Below are 21,605 nucleotides of genomic sequence, written 5' to 3' on the forward strand. Positions count from 1 at the left end.
ATAAACACCAGGGCCTCCGCTGCATGTCGGCACCCCAAGGCCGCTCCTCGGGGATGATCCACGAATCTGCACCGTGAGGCCCTGGCCTACAAGACCAACATCAGAACCCCACACTCATAGGGTCTGACCCCGCCCGCGCAGCGGCCACCACGGTTCAGATCGTGGTGGCCGTTCGGCGTGTCGGTGGTCAGCGGTGCATGTCTGGAGATCAGGGCCGGTGGAACGGGTCGGCGTACAGCCGTTCAGGCACCCGGAACCCGTATATCGCGCGTCCGGAGTTCCAGATCGCGGCGGCGCCGGCGCGCACGAGGTCGATGGGGCGGGTTCCCTCGGCGACGATGCGCAGGTCGACCCCGTCGACGCGCACGGTGGCGCCGCCGACGGTGACGGTGTCACCCTTGACGATCGTCTCGGGGTACGGCTCGTGCAGCTCGCGCAGGTCGCCGACGATGAAGGTCGGGCGCGAGGTCGATGGTGCGGCCAGGACGTGCTTGGGGCGGTCGACGCCGGTCAGCACGAGCACCGACGGCATGCCGGCGGCCTGCGCTCCGGCGATGTCGGTGTCGAGCCGGTCGCCGATGAACAGCGGATGCCGGGCGCCGAAGCGGGCCACCGCCTCCTCGAAGATCGCGCGCTCGGGCTTGCCGGCCACCACCGCGAGACGGCCGACCGCGGTGTGCACCGCCGAGACGAGGGTGCCGTTGCCCGGGGCCAGGCCACGGGCCTGTGGGATGGTCCAGTCGGTGTTGGTGGCGATCCACGGGATGCCGCCCTCGTCTTCGGGCGTCGCCAGCGCGTAGGCGGCCTCGGCGAGGTGCTCCCAGCCGACCTCGGGAGCGAACCCCTGCACGACGGCGGCGGGGTTGTCCTCGGCGCTGCGGGTGACACGGTAGCCGGCGCGCTCAGCCTCGAACACGAGCCCGTCTCCCCCGACGATGAGGATGGTCGCCGGGGCGGGGACGCGGTCGCGCAGCAGGCGCATGGCCGCCTGCGGGCTGGTGATGACGTCGCTCGGGTCGGTGCGAAGCCCCAGGTCGCGAAGGTGGGCGGCGACGGTCGTGTCACGGCGCGACGCGTTGTTGGTGATGTAGGCCAGTCGCGCCGACTGGGCCGCGCGGTTGAGGCTCTCCACCGCGTGCGGCAGCGCGCCCGCGCCGGCGTAGACGACGCCGTCGAGGTCGGCGAGGATCAGGTCGACGCCCTGCAGCGGGGTGGGCCGGGTCCGGCCGAACAGCGCCATCAGTCGCGCTCCCCCGTGGTCCCCTCGTCAGACGCGTCGGCTTCGCCGAGCAGCTCGACGACTTCGTCCTCCACCGAGATCTGCGCGCCGTCCGCTTCCGCCGGCACCGGGGAGGCCTCCGCCTCCGCCGCCGCGGGCGCGTCGGCCGGTGCCGGGATCACGTCAGCCGCCGCGGTCTCGGATGCCTGGTCGTCGATGATCTCTTCGATCTCGTCGATCTCGATGGTCTCGCGATCGGCATCCACGTCGCCCAGGGCCGCTGCGGCGACCTCTGCGCGCCGACGCCACTGGCGTGCCTCGTCGTCGCGGCCGAGCTCCTCGAGCACGGCGGCGCGGGCGGCGAACAGTCCGGGGCTCCAGGAGAACGCGCGGTCGGGGTCGAGCTCGGGGATGTCGAGCTCCTGCAGGGCGCGTTCTGTCTCACCCAGGTCGAGGCGGGCGCCGGACATCGCGATGGCGAGTTCCACACGCACCTCGATGGGCAGCGTGGCCCGGTCGACACCGCGGCCGACCTCGAGCGCCCGGTCCGGACGCCCCACGCCACGCTCACTGTCGACGATGAGCGCGATCTGCTCGTCGCTGCCGGAGATGCGGCGGTAGGTGCGGGCCTCGCGCAGCGCGAGCGCATAGTCCCCGACGGCGTACGCGGTGATGGCGACGGTCTCGCGGACGACGCCGACACGGCCGGCGCTGCGTGAGGCTGCGAGGGCGTGCTCGTGAGCGCGGGCCGGGTCGTCGTCGATGAGCCGGGCCACCATCGCGAGGTGTCGGGCCACCTGTTCGGCGTTCTCCTTGGAGAGGGTCTTGAGTTCGTTCCGGGCGGCGCCGTGCAGATCACGGGGCGTCACATCATCGGGCAGCACCGGGCCCGCGGGACGCTGGCGACGCTCGGCGTCCTGCGGCGGACGGGAGGACCGCCGGTCATTGTCGCGCTTCGCATACGGCTTCTTCTCGCCGGCGCGCTCCCCATAGGGCCTGCGGCCGTCTTCACGCTTCGCGTACGGGCGGCGGTCGCCGTCCCGCTTCGGGTTGGGCGTGCGCTCACCGTCACGCTTCGCATACGGGCGGCGCTCCCCCTCCCGCGCGGCGTGCGGCGCCCGATCGTCACGCCGGCCGTACGGCTTGCGGTCGCCGTCGCGCTGGGCGTAGGGCTTACGGTCGCCCTCACGCTTCGCGTAGGGCTTACGGTCGCCGTCACGCTGCCCGTATGGGCGGCGCTCCCCGTCACGCGTGGTCGGGGACTTGCGCTCGCCGCGCTGGGGGTAGGGCGTCCGGTCACCATCACGCTTCGCGTACGGCTTCCGCTCGCCGTCACGCTTCGCGTACGGCATCCGATCCCCGTCACGGGAGCTCGAGCCGCGGCCGGCTTCGCGGAAACTGCGCCGCGCGGCGCCGCCCTCGCGCGGGGCACGTCCGTCAGAGTCGCGCGATGGGGGACGCTGCGCACCCTCGGAACGGGAACGGTCGTCTTCACTCATCGGCTGGATCCTCTCACAGAGCGTGTTAACGAGAAATGGCCACCCAACGATGGGTGGCCATTTCACGAAAGAAGTCCGGCGGTGTCCTACTCTCCCACAGGGTCCCCCCTGCAGTACCATCGGCGCTGAGAGGCTTAGCTTCCGGGTTCGGAATGTAACCGGGCGTTTCCCTCTCGCTATGGCCGCCGAAACACTATTGATGTTTCAATCGTGCACAACAAAGTCATTGTCATGCGGTTCTCGACCGTACATCGAGAACCACTCAGTGGACGCAAGCACCTACAAACAAGGTGTGTTATCAAGTCATCGGCTTATTAGTACCGGTCAGCTGCACGTGTTGCCACGCTTCCACATCCGGCCTATCAACCCAGTAGTCTAGCTGGGAGCCTCTCGCCCGAAGGCATGGAAGTCTCATCTTGAGGCCGGCTTCCCGCTTAGATGCTTTCAGCGGTTATCCATCCCGAACGTAGCTAATCAGCGGTGCTCCTGGCGGAACAACTGACACACCAGAGGTTCGTCCAACCCGGTCCTCTCGTACTAGGGTCAGATCCTCTCAAACTTCCTACGCGCGCAGCGGATAGGGACCGAACTGTCTCACGACGTTCTAAACCCAGCTCGCGTACCGCTTTAATGGGCGAACAGCCCAACCCTTGGGACCTACTCCAGCCCCAGGATGCGACGAGCCGACATCGAGGTGCCAAACCATGCCGTCGATATGGACTCTTGGGCAAGATCAGCCTGTTATCCCCGAGGTACCTTTTATCCGTTGAGCGACAGCGCTTCCACAAGCCACTGCCGGATCACTAGTCCCGACTTTCGTCCCTGCTCGACCTGTCAGTCTCACAGTCAAGCTCCCTTGTGCACTTACACTCGCCACCTGATTGCCAACCAGGTTGAGGGAACCTTTGGGCGCCTCCGTTACTTTTTGGGAGGCAACCGCCCCAGTTAAACTACCCACCAGGCACTGTCCCTGAACCGGATTACGGTTCGAAGTTAGATATCCAGAGTGACCAGAGTGGTATTTCAACAATGACTCCACAAGAACTGGCGTCCCTGCTTCAAAGTCTCCCACCTATCCTACACAAGCCACACCGAACACCAATACCAAGCTGTAGTAAAGGTCACGGGGTCTTTCCGTCCTGCTGCGCGTAACGAGCATCTTTACTCGTATTGCAATTTCGCCGAGTTCGCGGTTGAGACAGTTGGGAAGTCGTTACGCCATTCGTGCAGGTCGGAACTTACCCGACAAGGAATTTCGCTACCTTAGGATGGTTATAGTTACCACCGCCGTTTACTGGGGCTTAAATTCTCAGCTTCGCCTTGCGGCTAACCGGTCCTCTTAACCTTCCAGCACCGGGCAGGCGTCAGTCCGTATACATCGTCTTGCGACTTGGCACGGACCTGTGTTTTTAGTAAACAGTCGCTACCCACTAGTCTCTGCGGCCTCCAAACGCTTTCGGAGCAAGTCCTAATACGTCGAAGGCCCCCCTTCTCCCGAAGTTACGGGGGCATTTTGCCGAGTTCCTTAACCACGATTCTCTCGATCTCCTTGGTATTCTCTACCTGACCACCTGAGTCGGTTTGGGGTACGGGCAGCTAGAACCTCGCGTCGATGCTTTTCTCGGCAGCATAGGATCACCCACTTTTCATCCGCATCGTGTCTCAGCCTTGATGAGAGACGGATTTGCCTATCTCTCGGCCTACGCACTTGCCCCGGGACAACCATCGCCCGGGTTGGGCTACCTTCCTGCGTCACACCTGTTAATACGCTAGCCGCACCAGCATGGGGTCGAGCGTTCACACGGACGTCATCACCCCGAAGGGGTCCGAACATTCCGAGCTAGGACTCTTAGCACCACTGGATTAGCTTGGGCGGTTCTTCGCCGGTACGGGAATATCAACCCGTTGTCCATCGACTACGCCTGTCGGCCTCGCCTTAGGTCCCGACTTACCCAGGGAAGATTAGCTTGACCCTGGAACCCTTGGTCTTTCGGAGGACGTGTTTCTCACACGTCTTTCGCTACTCATGCCTGCATTCTCACTCGTGTAGCGTCCACGGCTGGTTCACACCGCCGCTTCACTCGCCACACGACGCTCTCCTACCCATCAACACGGCTGGACCACGAAGGCCTACCAATAATGTCAATGCCACAACTTCGGTGGCGTGCTTGAGCCCCGTTACATTGTCGGCGCGGAATCACTTGACCAGTGAGCTATTACGCACTCTTTCAAGGGTGGCTGCTTCTAAGCCAACCTCCTGGTTGTCACAGCAACTCCACATCCTTTTCCACTTAGCACGCGCTTTGGGACCTTAGTTGGTGGTCTGGGTTGTTTCCCTCTCGACTATGAAGCTTATCCCCCACAGTCTCACTGCTACGCTCTCACTTACCGGCATTCGGAGTTTGGCTGACGTCAGTAACCTTTTGGGGCCCATCGGCCATCCAGTAGCTCTACCTCCGGCAAGAAACACGCAACGCTGCACCTAAATGCATTTCGGAGAGAACCAGCTATCACGAAGTTTGATTGGCCTTTCACCCCTATCCACAGCTCATCCCCTCAGTTTTCAACCTAAGTGGGTTCGGTCCTCCACGCGTTCTTACACGCGCTTCAACCTGGCCATGGATAGATCACTTCGCTTCGGGTCTAGGACACGCGACTGAATCGCCCTATTCAGACTCGCTTTCGCTACGGCTACCCCTCTCGGGTTAACCTCGCCACGTATCGCTAACTCGCAGGCTCATTCTTCAAAAGGCACGCTGTCACAGCTGCTAGGGCTGCTCCAACGGTTTGTAAGCAAACGGTTTCAGGTACTATTTCACTCCCCTCCCGGGGTACTTTTCACCTTTCCCTCACGGTACTTGTCCGCTATCGGTCATCTGGGAGTATTTAGGCTTATCAGGTGGTCCTGACAGATTCACACGGGATTTCTCGGGCCCCGTGCTACTTGGGATACTCTTCGCGTCAAGAGAGGCATTTCGACTACGGGGTTGGCACCCTCTATGACCTGGCTTTCAATCCAGTTCGTCTATACCTTCTTGTAACGCCGGCTGCTCGGCAGAACAGCCTGAAAAGTCCCACAACCCCGAATACGCAACTCCTGCCGGATATCACACGTACTCGGTTTAGCCTGTTCCGGTTTCGCTCGCCACTACTAACGGAATCGCGGTTGCTTTCTCTTCCTGTGGGTACTGAGATGTTTCACTTCCCCACGTTCCCTCTACCCGCCCTATATATTCAGGCGGGAGTCACTGGGTCGGCACGCCGCCCAGCGGGGTTTCCCCATTCGGAAATCCTCGGATCAAAGTGTGCTTATCCACTCCCCGAGGCTTATCGCAGATTGCTACGTCCTTCTTCGGCTCCAGATGCCAAGGCATCCACCGTTTGCTCTTAAAGACTTGAAATCACATGAGTTTGAATCGTCAATTGAAATTGACTAATGATCTTTAAGATCATCTATACGAGATGAAAATCATCTCGAAGATGCTCGCGTCCACTGTGTAGTTCTCAAAGTACGGGCGGTACCTTCCCCGCTTGCCGATTCGGCAGCCAGAAAAGGTCCTGAGGTTCGTCTGCTCCCGATCGATGATCGGAGCGCATCCGGTCCCTCAGGACCCAACAGCGTGCATGTGCCGGCTGGCTTGCTCCGGACCGTTCCAGCTGCAAGCAGCGTACTGAGTTCGAAGGTCACCCTCCGGCACCTCGTCAAATGTTCCACCCATGAGCTAACCGGCAGGACGCATTCGGTCCTGATCCGGCGCCTGGACACCCGAGGGTGCCAGATGCTCCTTAGAAAGGAGGTGATCCAGCCGCACCTTCCGGTACGGCTACCTTGTTACGACTTAGTCCTAATTACCGATCCCACCTTCGACGGCTCCCTCCACAAGGGTTGGGCCACCGGCTTCAGGTGTTACCGACTTTCATGACTTGACGGGCGGTGTGTACAAGACCCGGGAACGTATTCACCGCAGCGTTGCTGATCTGCGATTACTAGCGACTCCGACTTCATGAGGTCGAGTTGCAGACCTCAATCCGAACTGGGACCGGCTTTTTGGGATTCGCTCCACCTTACGGTATTGCAGCCCATTGTACCGGCCATTGTAGCATGCGTGAAGCCCAAGACATAAGGGGCATGATGATTTGACGTCATCCCCACCTTCCTCCGAGTTGACCCCGGCAGTATCCCATGAGTTCCCACCATTACGTGCTGGCAACATAGAACGAGGGTTGCGCTCGTTGCGGGACTTAACCCAACATCTCACGACACGAGCTGACGACAACCATGCACCACCTGTTTACGAGTGTCCAAAGAGTTGACCATTTCTGGCCCGTTCTCGTATATGTCAAGCCTTGGTAAGGTTCTTCGCGTTGCATCGAATTAATCCGCATGCTCCGCCGCTTGTGCGGGTCCCCGTCAATTCCTTTGAGTTTTAGCCTTGCGGCCGTACTCCCCAGGCGGGGAACTTAATGCGTTAGCTGCGTCACGGAAACCGTGGAATGGTCCCCACAACTAGTTCCCAACGTTTACGGGGTGGACTACCAGGGTATCTAAGCCTGTTTGCTCCCCACCCTTTCGCTCCTCAGCGTCAGTTACGGCCCAGAGATCTGCCTTCGCCATCGGTGTTCCTCCTGATATCTGCGCATTCCACCGCTACACCAGGAATTCCAATCTCCCCTACCGCACTCTAGTCTGCCCGTACCCACTGCAGGCCCGAGGTTGAGCCTCGGGTTTTCACAGCAGACGCGACAGACCGCCTACGAGCTCTTTACGCCCAATAATTCCGGATAACGCTTGCGCCCTACGTATTACCGCGGCTGCTGGCACGTAGTTAGCCGGCGCTTTTTCTGCAGGTACCGTCACTTTCGCTTCTTCCCTGCTAAAAGAGGTTTACAACCCGAAGGCCGTCGTCCCTCACGCGGCGTTGCTGCATCAGGCTTGCGCCCATTGTGCAATATTCCCCACTGCTGCCTCCCGTAGGAGTCTGGGCCGTGTCTCAGTCCCAGTGTGGCCGGTCACCCTCTCAGGCCGGCTACCCGTCGACGCCTTGGTGAGCCGTTACCTCACCAACTAGCTGATAGGCCGTGAGCCCATCCCGGACCGAAATTCTTTCCAGCTGCTGAAGATGCCTTCGCAGCTCGTATCCGGTATTAGCAGCTGTTTCCAGCTGTTATCCCAGAGTCCGGGGCAGGTTGCTCACGTGTTACTCACCCGTTCGCCACTGATCCAGCAGAGCAAGCTCCGCTTTCACCGTTCGACTTGCATGTGTTAAGCACGCCGCCAGCGTTCATCCTGAGCCAGGATCAAACTCTCCGTAAAAGAATGTTGCTACGACGACCGGAATAGGGTCGACGTAACGAGTTTGATCTGACCAAAGGGATATCATTGCTGACTATCCGTTGCCGACCCTAAGGTCGGTCTTTGATCCAAAGGAATCTCTATCCAGCCGGAGCTGGAACGAGGTTATTTGGCATTTGACAAGTGCACGCTGTTGAGTTCTCAAGGATCGGATGCTCCTGCTGCTCAGCCTCTCAGCCTTGCCCGCAGGGCAACTTCTCTATCTTATTCGCGGTGAGGCGCTTGTCAAATCGGCGCTTTTCGGCTGCAAGCCGGCTGGCACTCGACGCTGACGCGTCTCACCCCGAGAGATCCGCTGCCCTGCACTCTCTGCCGATCCGGCCGAGTCGCTTGGGCAACTTCTCTATCTTATCCCGCTCGCTCGGCTTGTCAAATCGGCTGTCCGTGACTGATTTGGCGTCTCCGGAAGCACTCATCGACAGCTTCGAGGAGTGGGAACCTCCATCTTAGACCAAGAAGGTCAGGCTCTCAATCGAGAGTTGATCAGATGAGGGGTGGTTCTCCGCTTGAGGGGGCGAGGCCTTCGGCCTTTTCGCTCTTCCCTGTGGGGCGAACAAGTAATAAGTTACGTGGCCGGTCGAGATCGGGCAAATCCGGCTCGCATCCCGGGCGTGTCGCGCCCCTCACCCGCAGGATTCCGCGGGTCTGCTCTGCGCAGCGGCGCCGGCAGCGCGTACCCTGCGTGACATGGACCTGGTGTCTCCGTCGCCGCCGATGCCGGCGCGCACCGCTGTGGGCGCCCTCGCCGTCGTGAGCGTCGCGGCCGCCTCCCGTGCTGCCGCCGGGTTGAGCGGCACCGCACCGCTTCCTCCAGATGCGGTCCGGGTCGCGGTGGCGTACACGAGTGAGCGCTGGATCCGTGTGGACGGTTCCCAGCCGGTCGCGTTCGCTCCCCTCTCCGGTTACTTCCGCACCCGTGACGGGTGGGTGCGCACGCACGCGAACTACCCGCATCACGCCGCCGCGCTGCGCGACGCGCTCGACCTGGACGAGCACGCCGGGCACGATCAGCTCGGCGCCGCTCTCGCACGGCGGGAGGCCGGTGCGGCGGCCGCCGCCGTCACGGCGCGCGGTGGTCTGTGCGTCGTCGTCGGACGGGAACATCCTCCGACCGACGACCGGCTCCGCGAACGGCCCCTGATCGAGGTGACGCGGATCACGCCCGCTCCCCCGCGGCCTCTGCCGGCCGGATCGCCGGCGGCGCCGCTGCACGGTGTCCGCGTTCTCGACCTCACCCGCGTGATCGCCGGCCCCGTCGTCACTCGCACGCTCGCTCTGCTGGGCGCGGACGTGCTGCGCATCGATCCGCCCGGGCTGCCCGAGATCGGCTGGCAGCATCTCGACACCGGGCACGGCAAGCGCTCCGCGTTGCTCGACCTCACCACCGCGCGCGGTCACGCGCGGCTGGGCGCACTGCTCGCCGGCGCCGACATCGTCGTGCTCGGGTACCGTCCGGCATCCCTCGATCGCTTCGGTCTGCAGCCCGACGCGATCGCCGCCGCCCGCCCCGGCGTGATCGTCGTGCGCCACTCGGCGTGGGGTGCCGGACACGGCCGCGGGTTCGACAGCCTGGTGCAGGCGGCGTCGGGACTGGCGTGGATCGAATCCGCCGACGGTTCGACGCCCGGCGCCCTGCCGGCCCAGGCGCTCGACCACAGCGCGGGGTACCTGCTGGCGGCCCATGCCCTGACGCTGCTGGCGCGCCGGGCCGAGGAGGGCGGATCGTGGCTCGTCGAGACCTCGCTGCGCCGCATCGCCGCCGAACTGCTGGGAATGCCCCGGCGCGCGGAGCCGACGTCGACCGATCCGCTCGATCCCGCCGGGCACCTGCAGCACTTCGACGTCGACGGCATCGCCCTCACGACCGCCGCTCCGGCTCTGGCCTATCGCGGCGCGCCGGACCGATTCGCACCACCCCGGCCGTGGGGACGTGACCGCCCCGAGTGGCGGGAGTGACCAGGGCGGACCGACCCGGCCGTTCAGGTGTGCGCGCGGCGGCGCACCGCCTGCACGACGACACACAGCCCGAGGGTGAGCACGCCCCACACCGCGCACGCCGGCGGCAGCACGAGGTAGGCCAGGTGCGGCGGCGTCCAGGTCGCGGTGAACGGGCCGTGCACCGCCCACCCCGCGAGCCACGCCCCCGCCAGGAGCAGCGGCAGCGACAGCCACCACGCCACGCGCACTCCGGCGGGCAGCATCCGGGTGACGGATGCCGGCGTGCGCCGCCTCAGCCAGACCGAGGTCCACCCGGCGATGACAGCCAGCCCGCCGATGCTCGATCCGTGCTGCAGCCATCGGTAGCCGGGCAGCGGCCCCCACGGCGCGGCCAGTGCCGGGATCAGATCGAGCCCCCAGCGGCCGGCGTGCGTGAACGCGTCCCACACGATGTGGGAGAGCACGCCCAGCAGCAGCGACGTCACCAGCAGTATCGCGAACCGGGCGCCGTCCGGCCCGGCGAGACGGGTGCCGGCACGCGGCCGGCGCATCGTGGCCACGATGTCGAAGCCCGTGGCATCCCACCGCGCGGGGAGTCGCGCTGCCAGCCAGACGGGGGCGAGTTCGCGCACGGCCGGACGCAGCACGGCCCACCACATCAGCAGCAGGCCGAGCGCCACCAGCGCGGCCGACGCCGGGTGCGTGTGGGTCAGCGCGTAGGTCAACGGCGTGCCACGGAGGAACAGCGGCAGATCCGGGGCCATCGCCCCGACCGCGATCGCCGCCGGGATCAGCGGCGATCGCACGAACGGCAGCGCGACGACGGCGTGACTGGGCGTGAACGGCACGGGTCAGCCTCGCCGCGGTCCGCCGCGCCGCAGCGGGGTCACTGCGCCGTGACGAACAGTCCGGCGAGGGTCTTCTTGCCGCGGCGCAGCACCGAGACGCCGCCCGGCAGCGCACCGGTCACCGTCGCGGCGTCGTCGGTGACCTTGACACCGTCGAGTGACACGCCGCCCTGCGCGATCGCGCGGCGCGCATCGCTCAGGCTGGCGGACAAGCCGGTGTCGACCAGGGCCTGCACGACCGAGGAACCGGCATCCACGGTCGCGTTCGGAAGCTCTTCGAGCGCCGTGCGCAGCGTCGCCGCATCGAGCGACGTGAGGTCGCCCTGTCCGAACAGCGCCTCGGAGGCTGCGATGACGGCCGCCGCCGCCTCGGGACCGTGAACGGTCGTGGTCACTTCGAGCGCGAGACGCTTCTGCGCCGCCCGGCGGAACGGTTCATCCGCGACGAGCTGCGCGTACTGCTCGATCTCGGCGCGGGTGAGGAACGTGAACACCTTCAACCGCGCGATGACATCGGCATCGTCGGTGTTGAGCCAGAACTGGTACATCCGGTACGGGCTGCACATCGCCGGATCGAGCCAGATGGCGTTGCCCTCGCTCTTGCCGAACTTCGTGCCGTCGCTGTTGGTGATCAGCGGCGTGCCGATGGCATGGGCCGACACGCCCTCGACGCGGTGGATGAGGTCGGTGCCGCTGGTCAGGTTGCCCCACTGGTCGCTGCCGCCGGTCTGCAGGATGCAGTCGTACTGGCGGTACAGCTCGAGGAAGTCCATGCCCTGCAGGATCTGGTAGCTGAACTCGGTGTAACTGATGCCGGCATCCGAGTTCAGGCGTGCCGCGACGGCATCCTTCTTGAGCATCGTGCCGACGCGGTAGTGCTTGCCGATCTCGCGCAGGAAATCGATCGCCGACATCGGCGCCGTCCAGTCGAGGTTGTTCACGATGCGCGCGGCGTTGTCGCCCTCGAAGCTCAGGAACCGCTCGACCTGCGCGCGCAAGTAGCCCACCCACTCCGCCACGGTGTCCTTCGTGTTGAGCGTGCGCTCGGCGGACGGACGCGGGTCTCCGATGAGCCCCGTGGAGCCGCCGACGAGTCCGAGCGGCTTGTGCCCGGCCAATTGCAGACGGCGCAGCAGCAGCAGCTGCACCAGGTTGCCCAGGTGCAGGCTCGGCGCGGTCGGATCGAACCCGCAGTAGTACGTGATCGGGTCCCCGGCCAGCAGCGCACGCAGCGCCTCCTGATCGGTGGACACGTGCACCAGGCCACGCCAGACGATCTCGTCCCAGACGTTCTCGAAGGAGGGATCGTTGGCAGGCGTCAGGGCACGCGCGGGGGCGCTCACGACGGGTTCAGACACGCGTTCCAGGCTACCAGCGGGCGAGTGGATGCCACGGCGCGGCGGCGCGGCCGGTGAGGTGTCGCACCGGCGGCACGTCCGCGGCCCGTGCCACACTGTCGGCATGGTGCTGGTGCCTGACGTCCTGCTCACGGCGATGCTGTCGATCTTCCTGTTCCTGGCGCTGTGCGCGGTGCTGGTGCTGGTGATCGTGAGCCTGCGCAAGCCGTCGACGCTCCCCCTCGCCGTCGCCACCGGCATCCTGGTGCTCGCCACGACCGTCACCGCGATCGCGCCGGTGAACATCACCGCGATCATGGGCCTGATCATCGCCGTGCTGGCGATCACCGTCGCGGTGCTCGGCGGCAATCCGGTCACCCGGCGGGTGCTGGACATCGCCACCGGTGGCCGGGTCCGCGAGACGGCGGACGGCGGCATCCTGCTGCCGACGCCCCGCCGCGACGACGCCCCCACGGAGATGGAGCCCCTCATGCGCGGCGGCACCACGATCGGCTACCTCGAGCGGCTCGCGGTGACGATCGGCATCATCGCCGGGTTCCCCGAGGCGATCGCCGTCGTGGTGGCCGTCAAGGGCATCGGCCGCTTCTCGGAACTGGCGGCGTCGGAGGCGCGGGAGCGGTTCATCATCGGCACGCTCGCGAGTCTGCTGTGGGCCTGCGTGGCCGGTGCGCTGGCGCGGCTCGCGATCTGGTGAGCCCGGGCGCACCGCGTCGCGACGATCCGCTGCGCCTCACGGGGAATCCCGTCACCCGCGCAGCAGCCGGAATCCCTCGACCACGGCGGCCGCGCCGCTGGTGGCCAGCGCCTGTGAGACGGCGGACTGGGTGATGCCCTCTTCGGCGGCGAGCTCACGTTGGGTGCGGCCCAGGCACCGACCGTAGGTGAGCCGTCGCGTGCGCTCGCTCATCGCGACGACGAGCTCATCGCGCGCCAGCAGGTAGGCGTTCGCGTGTCGCACTCTCGCGTGCACGTCCTCGGGCGCGTCGGCGGCGGCCGACACCCAGGCGCGCGCGGCCGGCGCACGGCGTTGCTGCAGCGCGTGCAGGTGGTCGATCGCCGCGCGCGCCGCCCACCACCCCGGCCCGTCGGGGATGTCGCCGCCGGCGGCCGGGACCATGCCGATCTCGCCCAGCCCCAGCCCGAACCGGCACTCGATGCCGTCGGGCAGGGCGAGCTGCAGCAGAAGCAGTGCGGCAAGCGCCTCGTCGAGCCCCGGGTAGATCGCCTGCTGCTCATCGCCCACGGTGGGGCGCAGGGGTTGCACGGCGAGCGGTACAGCGCTCTCGACACGCGCGATGGTGTCATCGAGCGTACGCTGCGCGGCGTCACGGTCGTCCAGGCGGCGTGACCCGATGATGTCGGCGGTCACGGCGACGGCCTCGGTCGTGGCATCCATGCGATCAGTGTATCACTGATACTTCAGTAATATAAGGGTTTGGTTTATACCCTCAGAACATAAGTGTTCTTCTTATCAGATGCCGAGTGCGTGTGCGGCGCTCTGGGCACGGCCGGTGAGTTCGGCGCGCTGCTCGGTCACCCGCACCGGCGCCGTGCCGCCGATCCCGGCGCGGCTGGCGACGGAGCCCTCGATCGTGAGCACCTCGCGCACGGCAGGCACCAGGTGGGGCGAGACCTCCGCGAGGAGGGCGTCACCGGCATCCTCGAGACCGATCCCCCGCTGCTCGCACGCCTGCACGAGCGCACCGGAGATCTCGTGCGCGTCACGGAACGCCACCCCGCGCTTGACGAGCCACTCGGCCACGTCGGTCGCGAGCGAGAAGCCCTCGGGGGCGAGCGCCGCCATGCGGTCGACGTCGAAGCGGAGCGTCGCCACCATGCCGGCGAAGGCAGGCAGCACGACCTCGAGGGTGGTGACCGAGTCGAAGATCGGCTCCTTGTCCTCCTGCAGGTCGCGGTTGTACGCGACCGGGAGCGCCTTGAGGGTCGCCAGGAGCCCGGCGAGGTTGCCGATGAGGCGCCCGGACTTGCCGCGGGCCAGCTCGGCGATGTCAGGGTTCTTCTTCTGCGGCATGATGCTCGAACCCGTCGAGTAGCCGTCGTCGAGGGTGACGAACCCGAACTCGCGGGTGTTCCAGATGATGATGTCCTCGGCGAAGCGCGACAGGTCGATGCCGATCTGCGCGGCGATGTACGCGAACTCGGCCACCACGTCGCGGGCGGCGGTGCCGTCGAGCGAGTTCTCGGCCGGCCGGTCGAAGCCGAGCTCGGAGGCCACCAGCTGCGGATCCAGCCCCAGGGTGGCCCCGGCGAGCGCGCCGCCGCCATAGGGCGACACGCGAGCCCGCGCGGTCCAGTCGCGCAGGCGCTCGAGGTCGCGGACCAGCGGCCAGGCGTGGGCCTGGAGGTGGTGGGCCAGCAGGATGGGCTGCGCATGCTGCAGGTGGGTGCGGCCGGGCATGATCGCGTCGGGATGCGCCTCGGCCTGCGCCACGATGGCGTCGATGAGGCGGAGGATGTCGCGGGCGATCACCTTGGCGTGGTCGAGCAGGTACATGCGCACCAGGGTCGCGATCTGGTCGTTGCGGCTGCGTCCGGCGCGCAGCTTGCCGCCGAGTTCCGGGCCGACCTCGGCGATGAGCAGCGCCTCGAGGGCGCCGTGCACGTCTTCGTCTTCGGGCTGCGCCACCAGCGACCCGTCCTGCACACCGCGGGCCAGGGCGTCGAGGCCCGCGTGCATGCGGGCCTCCTCGTCGGTGGTGAGGTAGCCGGCGGCGGCGAGCGCCTTGGCGTGCGCGTGCGAACCGGCCAGGTCGTACAGCGCGAGCGCCCAGTCGAAGTGGGTGGACTTGCTCAGCGCGGCCAGTTCGGGCGAGGGACCCGACGCGAATCGCCCGCCCCAGAGTGCGCCTTCGTTCGTGCCGTGTGCATCCGTTCCAGTCACCGCACCAGCCTAGCCGCGACGGCGGACTCGGCGCCGGGCGCGGGCGCGCGTCAGCGCGGGGCGAGGGTGCGGCAGACCCAGGCGGTGAACCGTTCGAGCGGGCCGCGCCCCAGCAGCAGCGCCCACACCGTGCACGCGATGAGCGTCACGACCGCGAAGGGCCAGAACGGTTCGAGGGCGCGCATGCCGGTGAGATCCCCCGGGTCGCCGAGCAGGGCCGTGGCGATCACCGCCCAGGCCACGAGCTGTCCGACATACGCGGTGAACGGCATCGACCCCACAGCGCGCAGCGGCAGCGCCACCCAGCGCAGCGGCGTGCGGCACAGCAGCTGACAGGCCGCGATCGTCGCCAGGGCCAGCCCGCCCGAGCCGACCACCTCGAGCAGCCCCCCGGAGTGCGCACCGCTGGCCCACACCTGCGCGAGATAGGGATCCGCCGGTGCCGCGAACGTGGCATCCACCGCAGCCGTCAGCAGCGCGAGCGCACCGCCCGCCAGCAGCAGCGCCCACTGCGTGTCGGGGCGACGCAGGTCCGACCGGCCGGCGGCCAGGCCCGCCACCAGGAACGCCGCCCACAGCGGGAACGGGTAGTGCCAGCCGACGGCGAGCGCGAGCGCCCCGCCGATCTCGCCCTCCCACAGCGGCAGGGCGTTCAGCACCGGCTGGACCCAGGGCATGACCACCCCGAGCGCCGCGGCCGTGATCCACAGGGTGCGCGCCGGCAGCCGCACGAGCGGCAGGGCGAGCAGGAACAGCACCGCGTACGCGGGGAGGATGACGAACACCGGCACCCCGGTCAGGATCAGCAGGATGCCGAACACCCACAGCACGAGCGCCCGCACGGCGATGCGCCGGCGGGCGGTGCCCAGGCCCGTGCGCCGCGGCCGGGCCCCGCCGGTGACAAGCGCGATCGAGACGCCGGCGAGCACGGCGAACAGGATCGAGGAGCGCCCGTTGGCCAGGTCGATCCAGGTGGCCGGGTCGGTGATCACCAGTGCCGGGATCACCAGCAGGTGGGCGGCGAACATGCCCAGCACCGCCAACCCGCGGGCCAGGTCGACGCCTTGCAATCGGTCGGGGCCGCTGAGGCCCCGACCGAGCGTCACTGCTGACGCAGCAGCCACACCAGCAGCGCCTTCTGGGCGTGCAGGCGGTTCTCGGCCTCGTCCCACACGACCGACTGCGGTCCGTCGATGACCTCGGCATCCACCTCGTAGCCGCGGTCGGCGGGCAGGCAGTGGATGAAGATGGCGTCGTCGGCCGCCTGCGCCATGATCTCGGTGGTGACCTTGTAGCCGCCGAGGTCGCGCAGGCGCTGCGCCTTCTCCTCCTCCTTGCCCATTGACACCCACGTGTCGGTCACGACGACGTCGGCGCCGGCCGCCGCCTCGTTCGGGTCGGTGTACAGGGTCACCGAGCCGCCGGTGGTCTGCGCGATGCGGTCGGCGTCGGCGACGACATCCTCACGCGGCGCGTAGGCGGCCGGCGACGCGACCCGCACATGCATTCCCGCGGTGACGCACGCGAGCACGTACGAGTGCCCCATGTTGCAGCGGCCGTCGCCGAAGAACGCGAGGGTGAGGCCCTTCAGGTCGCCCTTGTGCTCGCGGATGGTCAGCAGGTCGGCCAGCAGCTGACACGGGTGGAAGTCGTCGCTGAGCGCGTTGATCACCGGGACGGTGGTGCCGGCGGCCATCTCCTCGAGCCCGGCCTGCGCGTAGGTGCGCCACACGATCGCGGCCACCTGCCGTTCGAGCACGCGCGCGGTGTCGGCGGGGGTCTCCTTGCCGCCGAGCTGGCTGTTGGCGGTCGAGATGATCAGCGGCGACCCGCCCAGATCGGCGATGCCCACGGCGAACGAGACGCGCGTGCGGGTGGACGACTTGTCGAAGATGACCGCGACCGTCTGCGGCCCCTCGAGGGGCTTGAGCTTCCAGCGGTCCTTCTTCAGCGCGAGTGCGAGGTCGAGGATCTCGCTCTGCTCGGCGGTAGTCAGGTCGTCGTCGCGCAGCAGGTGGCGGGTCATGCGGAGGCCTCCGTCGTGTCGAGCATGAGCGCGTCCTGGACGGTGTGCAGGGCGCGGCCGAACTTGTCCTGGAACTCGTCGATCTCGACGTCGCCGATGGTCAGCGGCGGCGCCAGGCGGATGGTCGACTCGTTCGCGGCGTTGACGACCAGCCCGTGCTGCTGCGCGGCGGCGACGACGGCTCCGGCGACGGGATGCCGCAGGGCCACGCCGATGAGCAGGCCCATGCCCCGGCATCCGTCGACCAGGTCGGAGCCGATCGCGGCGACCGCCTCGCGCACCTGCGCACCGCGGGTGGCGGCGGCGGTGACCAGGTCGGCCCTTTCGATCTCCTCGAGCACGGCGCCGGCGACGGCGGTGGCCAGCGCGTTGCCGCCGAAGGTCGAGCCGTGCGTGCCGGGGTAGAACAGCTCGCTGGCCTGGCCGAACGTGATCAGCGCGCCGATCGGGAACCCGTTGCCGATGCCCTTGGCGACCGTGATCGCGTCGGGGGTGATGCCGGCGTGCTGGAAGGCGAACCAGGCGCCGGTGCGCGCGGCGCCGGTCTGGATCTCGTCGACGATCAGCAGGGCGCCGTGGCGTGCGGTGATCTCCCGCGCCGCCTGCAGGTACCCCTCGGGCAGGTCGAGCACCCCAGCCTCGCCCTTGATGGGCTCGACGAACAGGGCGGCGACCCGGTCGTCCATGGCCCGCTCGAGCGCCTCGACGGTCGAGTCGATGAACTCGACACCGGGCACCATCGGCTGGAACGGCTCCTGCATGGCCGGTTTGCCGGTGAGGGCCAGCGTGCCCATCGTCCGGCCGTGGAAGGCACCGGTGAGGGCCAGGATGCGGGGGCGCCCCGGCCTGCCGTCGCGGGCCTGGCCGTGCAGGCGCGCGAGCTTGAACGCGGCCTCGTTGGCCTCGGCGCCGGAGTTGCCGAAGTAGACCCGGCCCGACTCCCCGGTGCCGGCCAGACGCTTGAGCCGTGCGGCGAGCGCGAGCTGCGGCGGGGTGGCGAAGTAGTTCGACACGTGCGTGAGCGTGGCCGCCTGGGTGGCGACGGCCTCGACGAACACCGGGTGGGCGTGGCCGAGCGAGACGACCGCGATACCGGCGAGGAAGTCGAGGTAGCGCGTCCCCTCCTCGTCCCAGAGGTAGGCGCCCTCTCCTCGGGTGAACAGCGCGAAGCGGTCGCCGGCGTGGCGCACCAGGTCGCGCGAGGCGTCACTCCGCCAGTCTTCAGCTGCCTGTGCCGTGTTCACGCCGCCACCACTTCCGTTCCGATTCCCTGTTCTGTGAAGATCTCCACCAGCAGCGAGTGCGGCTGGCGGCCGTCGATGATGGCGGCCGTGTCCACGCCGCCGTCGACCGCGTCGAGGCATGCCTGCATCTTCGGGATCATGCCCGATTCCAGCTGCGGCAGGAGCGCACGCAGCTCGGCCGCGGTCAGATGCGAGACGAGCGAGTCGCGGTTGGGCCAGTCGGCGTACAGCCCCGGCACGTCGGTCAGCACGACGAGCTTCGTGGCCTTGAGGGCGACCGCGAGGGCCGCCGCCGCGGCATCCGCGTTCACGTTCAGCGACTGCCCCGGGTTGTCGAGGTCGGGCGCGATCGAGGAGACCACGGGGATGCGTCCCGCCGCGAGCTGGTCGAGGACCGGCTGCGGGTCCACTTCGACGACATCGCCGACGTTGCCGAGATCGTGCTCGGCGCCGTCGATGACCACGCCCCGGCGACGCCCGCCGAACAGTCCCGCGTCCTCCCCCGACAGGCCGGTCGCCAGCGGACCGTAGGCGTTGATGTTCGCCACCAGCTGCGGGTTGATCTGCCCGGTGAGCACCATGCGCACGACGCCGATGGCCTCGGTGCTGGTGACCCGGTAGCCGCCTTTGAACTCGCTCGGGATCGCAAGCCGGTCGAGCATCTGCGAGATCTGCGGGCCGCCGCCGTGCACGACGACCGGCCGCACGCCGACGAAGCGCAGGTAGGCGATGTCCTGCGCGAACGCCTGCTGCAGCTCTGCCGACACCATGGCGTTGCCGCCGTACTTGATGACCACGATCCGATCGCGGAACCGCTGCAGCCACGGCAGCGATTCGATGAGCACGGCGGCCTTCTCGGCGGCCTGCTCGGGTGTGGTCAGCTGGAGGTTGTCGGTCATGAGGAGTAGGCGCTGTTCTCGTGGACGTAGTCGTGCGTGAGGTCGTTGGTGAGGATCGTCGCCGCTGCGTCGCCGGCCTTCAGATCGATCCGGATGTCGGTGGCGCGCGGGGTCAGGTCGACCTCTTCCCGCGGGCGGTCCGGGCCGCCGGCGGTGCACACACGCACGCCGTTGAACCATACGTCGACGTCGTAGGGGTCGAAGGCGGCATCGGTGGTGCCGATGGCGGCGAGCACCCGTCCCCAGTTCGGGTCGTTGCCGAAGATCGCGGCTTTGAACAGGTTGTTGCGGGCGACCGAGCGGCCGACGGTGACCGCGTCGTCTTCGCCGGCGGCGTGGATGACCTCGATGCGGATGTCGTGACTGGCGCCCTCGGCGTCGGCCTGCAGCTGCGCGGCGAGGTCGCCGCACACCTCGGTCAGCGCTGCGGCGAACACATCGAGATCGGGGTGGATGCCGGTGGCCCCACTGGCCAGCAGCGTCACCTGGTCGTTGGTCGACATGCAGCCGTCGGAGTCGAGCCGGTCGAAGGTGACCCGGGTAGCGCGGCGCAGTGCGGTGTCGGCCTCCTCGGCGGTGATCTCGGCGTCGGTGGTGATGACCACGAGCATGGTCGCCAGGCCCGGCGCGAGCATGCCGGCGCCCTTGGCCATCCCGCCGATCGTCCAGCCGTCGCGGGTGACGACCGCGCGCTTGGGCTTCGTGTCGGTGGTCATGATGGCCTCGCTGGCGGCCTCGCCGCCGTCGGCGCTCAGCCCGGCGACGGCTTCGGCGGTGCCGGCGAGCACCTTGCTGCGGAACACCTCGTCGCCGGTGCCGATCAGCCCGGTGGAACACACCAGGATGTCCCCGGCGCTGACCTCGAGCAGCTCCGCGGCCTTCTCGGCGGTCTGGTGCGTGGTCTGGAAGCCGAAGGCACCGGTGAAGCAGTTCGCGCCGCCGGAGTTGAGCACGACCGCCTCGACGACGCCGTCGGCGACGGCCTGCTGCGACCAGAGGATGGGGTTCGCCTTGGCGCGGTTGCTCGTGAACACGGCGGCGCCGATCTTGAGCGGCCCGCGGTTGACGACGACCGCGACGTCCTTGGAGCCGGTGGACTTGAGTCCGGCGGCGACCCCGGCCGCTTCGAACCCCTGGGCTGCGGTGACGCTCACGGCGCGACTCCGTTCACGGTCAGGCCCGTGGTCTCTTCCAGTCCGAGGGCGATGTTCATGGATTGGACGGCGGCACCGGCCGTCCCCTTGGCGAGGTTGTCGACGGCGGTGACGAGCACGACGCGGTTCGCCGCGCGGTCGATGGCCAGGCCCATCAGCGCCGTGTTGGCGCCGAGCACGTCGGCGGTGCGGGGGAAGTGTCCCTCCGGCAGCAGCTGCACGAACGTCTCGTCGCCGTACGCGTCCTCCCACGCGGCGCGGATCTGCGCGTCGGTGACCCCGGGCGCGATGGGCGCCGTCGAGGTGGCGAGGATGCCGCGCGCCATGGGCACGAGCACGGGCGTGAACGAGATGCGGATGCCGGAGGTGCCGCCTTCGGCGCCCACGGCGGCGAGCGCCTGCTGGATCTCGGGGATGTGCCGGTGGGTGCCGCCGACGGCATACGGGTTGGCCGTGCCGAGGATCTCGGAGGCCAGCAGGTTCGGCTTGAGCGACTTCCCGGCGCCGGAGGGGCCGACGGCCAGGACGCTGACGATGTCGCCCGGGTCGATGACGCCGGCGGCGACGCCCGGAGCGAGGCTGAGGCTGACGGTGGAGGCGTTGCACCCGGGGGCGGCGATGCGGCTCGCACCGGCGAGCAGCTCGCGCTGCTTGCGGCCGTGCACGAGCAGCTCGGGCACCCCGTAGGTCCACGGCTCATGGAAGTGACCGCCGTAGAACTGCGCCCACGCCCGGTCGTCGGTCAGCCGGTGATCGGCGCCGGCGTCGATCACCAGGGGCACCTCGCCCAGCGCGTCGGTGTACTGCCCGGACTGACCGTGCGGGAGCGCGAGGAAGACGATGTCGTGCCCGGCGAGGATCTCGGGCGTCGTGTCCTGCAGGGTCAGGTGACGCAGCGACCGCAGGTGCGGCTGGTGGTCGATGAGCGGCTGGCCGGCATTGGAGTGCGCGGTGACGGTGCGGATCTCGATGTCGGGATGAGCGGCGAGCAGGCGGAGGATCTCGCCGCCCGCATAGCCGGAAGCGCCGGAAACGGCGACCGAATAGGTCATGGTTCAACCTTATTGTCTGAGGAACGGGGGCCGGGAACGGCGACACCGGGGCTCGACCCGCCGACGGCGGGGAGCGCGCGGGGTCGCCTAGAGTCGGCGGCCGCGGTTCAGAC

At 67.5% G+C, this 21,605-nt stretch carries 14 protein-coding genes and 3 rRNA genes; 2 read left to right on the forward strand and 15 right to left on the reverse strand.

What is annotated here, in order from left to right:
- Window positions 1-208: 208 nt before the first annotated feature.
- From ACQ143_RS14480 to ACQ143_RS14500, 5 genes are all read right to left on the reverse strand, one after another.
- The gene (locus tag ACQ143_RS14480; RefSeq protein WP_449571412.1) at window positions 209-1,240 is read right to left on the reverse strand and encodes an HAD-IIA family hydrolase; all 1,032 of its coding nucleotides are present in this window, start codon (window positions 1,238-1,240) and stop codon (window positions 209-211) included.
- Window positions 1,240-2,718, reverse strand: coding sequence for a primosomal protein (locus ACQ143_RS14485; RefSeq protein ID WP_449571413.1), 1,479 nt, complete (start codon window positions 2,716-2,718; stop codon window positions 1,240-1,242). Before ACQ143_RS14485 ends, ACQ143_RS14480 begins: the two co-directional genes overlap by 1 nt.
- Window positions 2,719-2,791: 73 nt before the next feature.
- Window positions 2,792-2,908 (reverse strand): 5S ribosomal RNA (gene rrf / locus ACQ143_RS14490).
- Window positions 2,909-3,012: 104 nt separating this feature from the next.
- Window positions 3,013-6,119, reverse strand: a 23S ribosomal RNA gene (locus ACQ143_RS14495).
- A 389-nt stretch (window positions 6,120-6,508) separates the two neighbouring features.
- Window positions 6,509-8,032, reverse strand: a 16S ribosomal RNA gene (locus tag ACQ143_RS14500).
- Together the 16S, 23S and 5S rRNA genes form the textbook arrangement of a ribosomal RNA operon.
- Before the next feature lie 726 nt (window positions 8,033-8,758).
- Between ACQ143_RS14500 and ACQ143_RS14505 the strand changes: the two genes are divergently transcribed.
- Window positions 8,759-10,027 (forward strand): CoA transferase, encoded by a 1,269-nt coding sequence (locus ACQ143_RS14505; protein WP_449571414.1) that lies wholly within the window; start codon window positions 8,759-8,761, stop codon window positions 10,025-10,027.
- A gap of 23 nt (window positions 10,028-10,050) precedes the next feature.
- On the opposite strand, the gene ACQ143_RS14510 is transcribed toward ACQ143_RS14505, so the two are convergent.
- Together ACQ143_RS14510 and tyrS are read right to left on the reverse strand one after the other, a co-directional pair.
- On the reverse strand, window positions 10,051-10,857 hold the full coding sequence (locus ACQ143_RS14510; RefSeq protein ID WP_449571415.1) for a DUF4184 family protein: 807 nt from the start codon (window positions 10,855-10,857) through the stop codon (window positions 10,051-10,053).
- A gap of 38 nt (window positions 10,858-10,895) precedes the next feature.
- Complete coding sequence (gene tyrS, locus ACQ143_RS14515; RefSeq protein WP_449571416.1) at window positions 10,896-12,215, reverse strand: tyrosine--tRNA ligase; 1,320 nt, start codon at window positions 12,213-12,215, stop codon at window positions 10,896-10,898.
- Between the two features lie 103 nt (window positions 12,216-12,318).
- Between tyrS and ACQ143_RS14520 the strand changes: the two genes are divergently transcribed.
- The gene (locus tag ACQ143_RS14520) at window positions 12,319-12,909 is read left to right on the forward strand and encodes a hypothetical protein (RefSeq protein WP_449571417.1); all 591 of its coding nucleotides are present in this window, start codon (window positions 12,319-12,321) and stop codon (window positions 12,907-12,909) included.
- Between the two features lie 51 nt (window positions 12,910-12,960).
- Here ACQ143_RS14520 and ACQ143_RS14525 read toward each other — a convergent pair whose 3' ends face one another.
- The 8 genes from ACQ143_RS14525 to argC all read right to left on the reverse strand — a co-directional run bounded on the left by ACQ143_RS14525 (window position 12,961) and on the right by argC (window position 21,492).
- Window positions 12,961-13,611, reverse strand: coding sequence for a SatD family protein (locus ACQ143_RS14525; protein WP_449571418.1), 651 nt, complete (start codon window positions 13,609-13,611; stop codon window positions 12,961-12,963).
- A 75-nt stretch (window positions 13,612-13,686) separates the two neighbouring features.
- Window positions 13,687-15,117, reverse strand: a complete 1,431-nt coding sequence (gene argH / locus ACQ143_RS14530; protein ID WP_449571419.1) for an argininosuccinate lyase — start codon at window positions 15,115-15,117, stop codon at window positions 13,687-13,689.
- Window positions 15,118-15,167: 50 nt separating this feature from the next.
- On the reverse strand, window positions 15,168-16,241 hold the full coding sequence (locus ACQ143_RS14535; protein ID WP_449571420.1) for a heparan-alpha-glucosaminide N-acetyltransferase domain-containing protein: 1,074 nt from the start codon (window positions 16,239-16,241) through the stop codon (window positions 15,168-15,170).
- Complete coding sequence (gene argF, locus ACQ143_RS14540; protein WP_449571421.1) at window positions 16,220-17,143, reverse strand: ornithine carbamoyltransferase; 924 nt, start codon at window positions 17,141-17,143, stop codon at window positions 16,220-16,222. The genes ACQ143_RS14535 and argF overlap by 22 nt, the downstream gene beginning before the upstream one ends.
- Window positions 17,140-18,387 carry an acetylornithine transaminase gene (locus ACQ143_RS14545; protein ID WP_449571422.1) on the reverse strand — a complete coding sequence of 416 codons (1,248 nt, stop codon included), beginning with the start codon at window positions 18,385-18,387 and terminating at the stop codon, window positions 17,140-17,142. Before ACQ143_RS14545 ends, argF begins: the two co-directional genes overlap by 4 nt.
- Window positions 18,384-19,286, reverse strand: a complete 903-nt coding sequence (gene argB, locus ACQ143_RS14550) for an acetylglutamate kinase (protein WP_449571423.1) — start codon at window positions 19,284-19,286, stop codon at window positions 18,384-18,386. Before argB ends, ACQ143_RS14545 begins: the two co-directional genes overlap by 4 nt.
- Window positions 19,283-20,440 carry a bifunctional glutamate N-acetyltransferase/amino-acid acetyltransferase ArgJ gene (gene argJ / locus ACQ143_RS14555; protein ID WP_449571424.1) on the reverse strand — a complete coding sequence of 386 codons (1,158 nt, stop codon included), beginning with the start codon at window positions 20,438-20,440 and terminating at the stop codon, window positions 19,283-19,285. The genes argB and argJ overlap by 4 nt, the downstream gene beginning before the upstream one ends.
- Window positions 20,437-21,492: an N-acetyl-gamma-glutamyl-phosphate reductase gene (gene argC / locus ACQ143_RS14560; RefSeq protein ID WP_449571425.1), complete on the reverse strand. Its 1,056-nt coding sequence runs from the start codon at window positions 21,490-21,492 to the stop codon at window positions 20,437-20,439. The genes argJ and argC overlap by 4 nt, the downstream gene beginning before the upstream one ends.
- Window positions 21,493-21,605 lie beyond the last annotated feature (113 nt).

Source organism: Microbacterium pollutisoli (assembly GCF_053586795.1).

Bases quoted from the DNA above. Each gene is read 5' to 3' on its own strand.
- ACQ143_RS14505 (WP_449571414.1), top strand. From the start codon at position 8,759: ATGGACCTGGTGTCTCCGTCGCCGCCGATGCCGGCGCGCACCGCTGTG.
- argB (WP_449571423.1), bottom strand. From the start codon at position 19,286: ATGACCGACAACCTCCAGCTGACCACACCCGAGCAGGCCGCCGAGAAG.
- ACQ143_RS14520 (WP_449571417.1), top strand. From the start codon at position 12,319: ATGGTGCTGGTGCCTGACGTCCTGCTCACGGCGATGCTGTCGATCTTC.
- ACQ143_RS14525 (WP_449571418.1), bottom strand. From the start codon at position 13,611: ATGGATGCCACGACCGAGGCCGTCGCCGTGACCGCCGACATCATCGGG.
- ACQ143_RS14485 (WP_449571413.1), bottom strand. From the start codon at position 2,718: ATGAGTGAAGACGACCGTTCCCGTTCCGAGGGTGCGCAGCGTCCCCCA.
- argC (WP_449571425.1), bottom strand. From the start codon at position 21,492: ATGACCTATTCGGTCGCCGTTTCCGGCGCTTCCGGCTATGCGGGCGGC.
- argF (WP_449571421.1), bottom strand. From the start codon at position 17,143: ATGACCCGCCACCTGCTGCGCGACGACGACCTGACTACCGCCGAGCAG.
- ACQ143_RS14480 (WP_449571412.1), bottom strand. From the start codon at position 1,240: ATGGCGCTGTTCGGCCGGACCCGGCCCACCCCGCTGCAGGGCGTCGAC.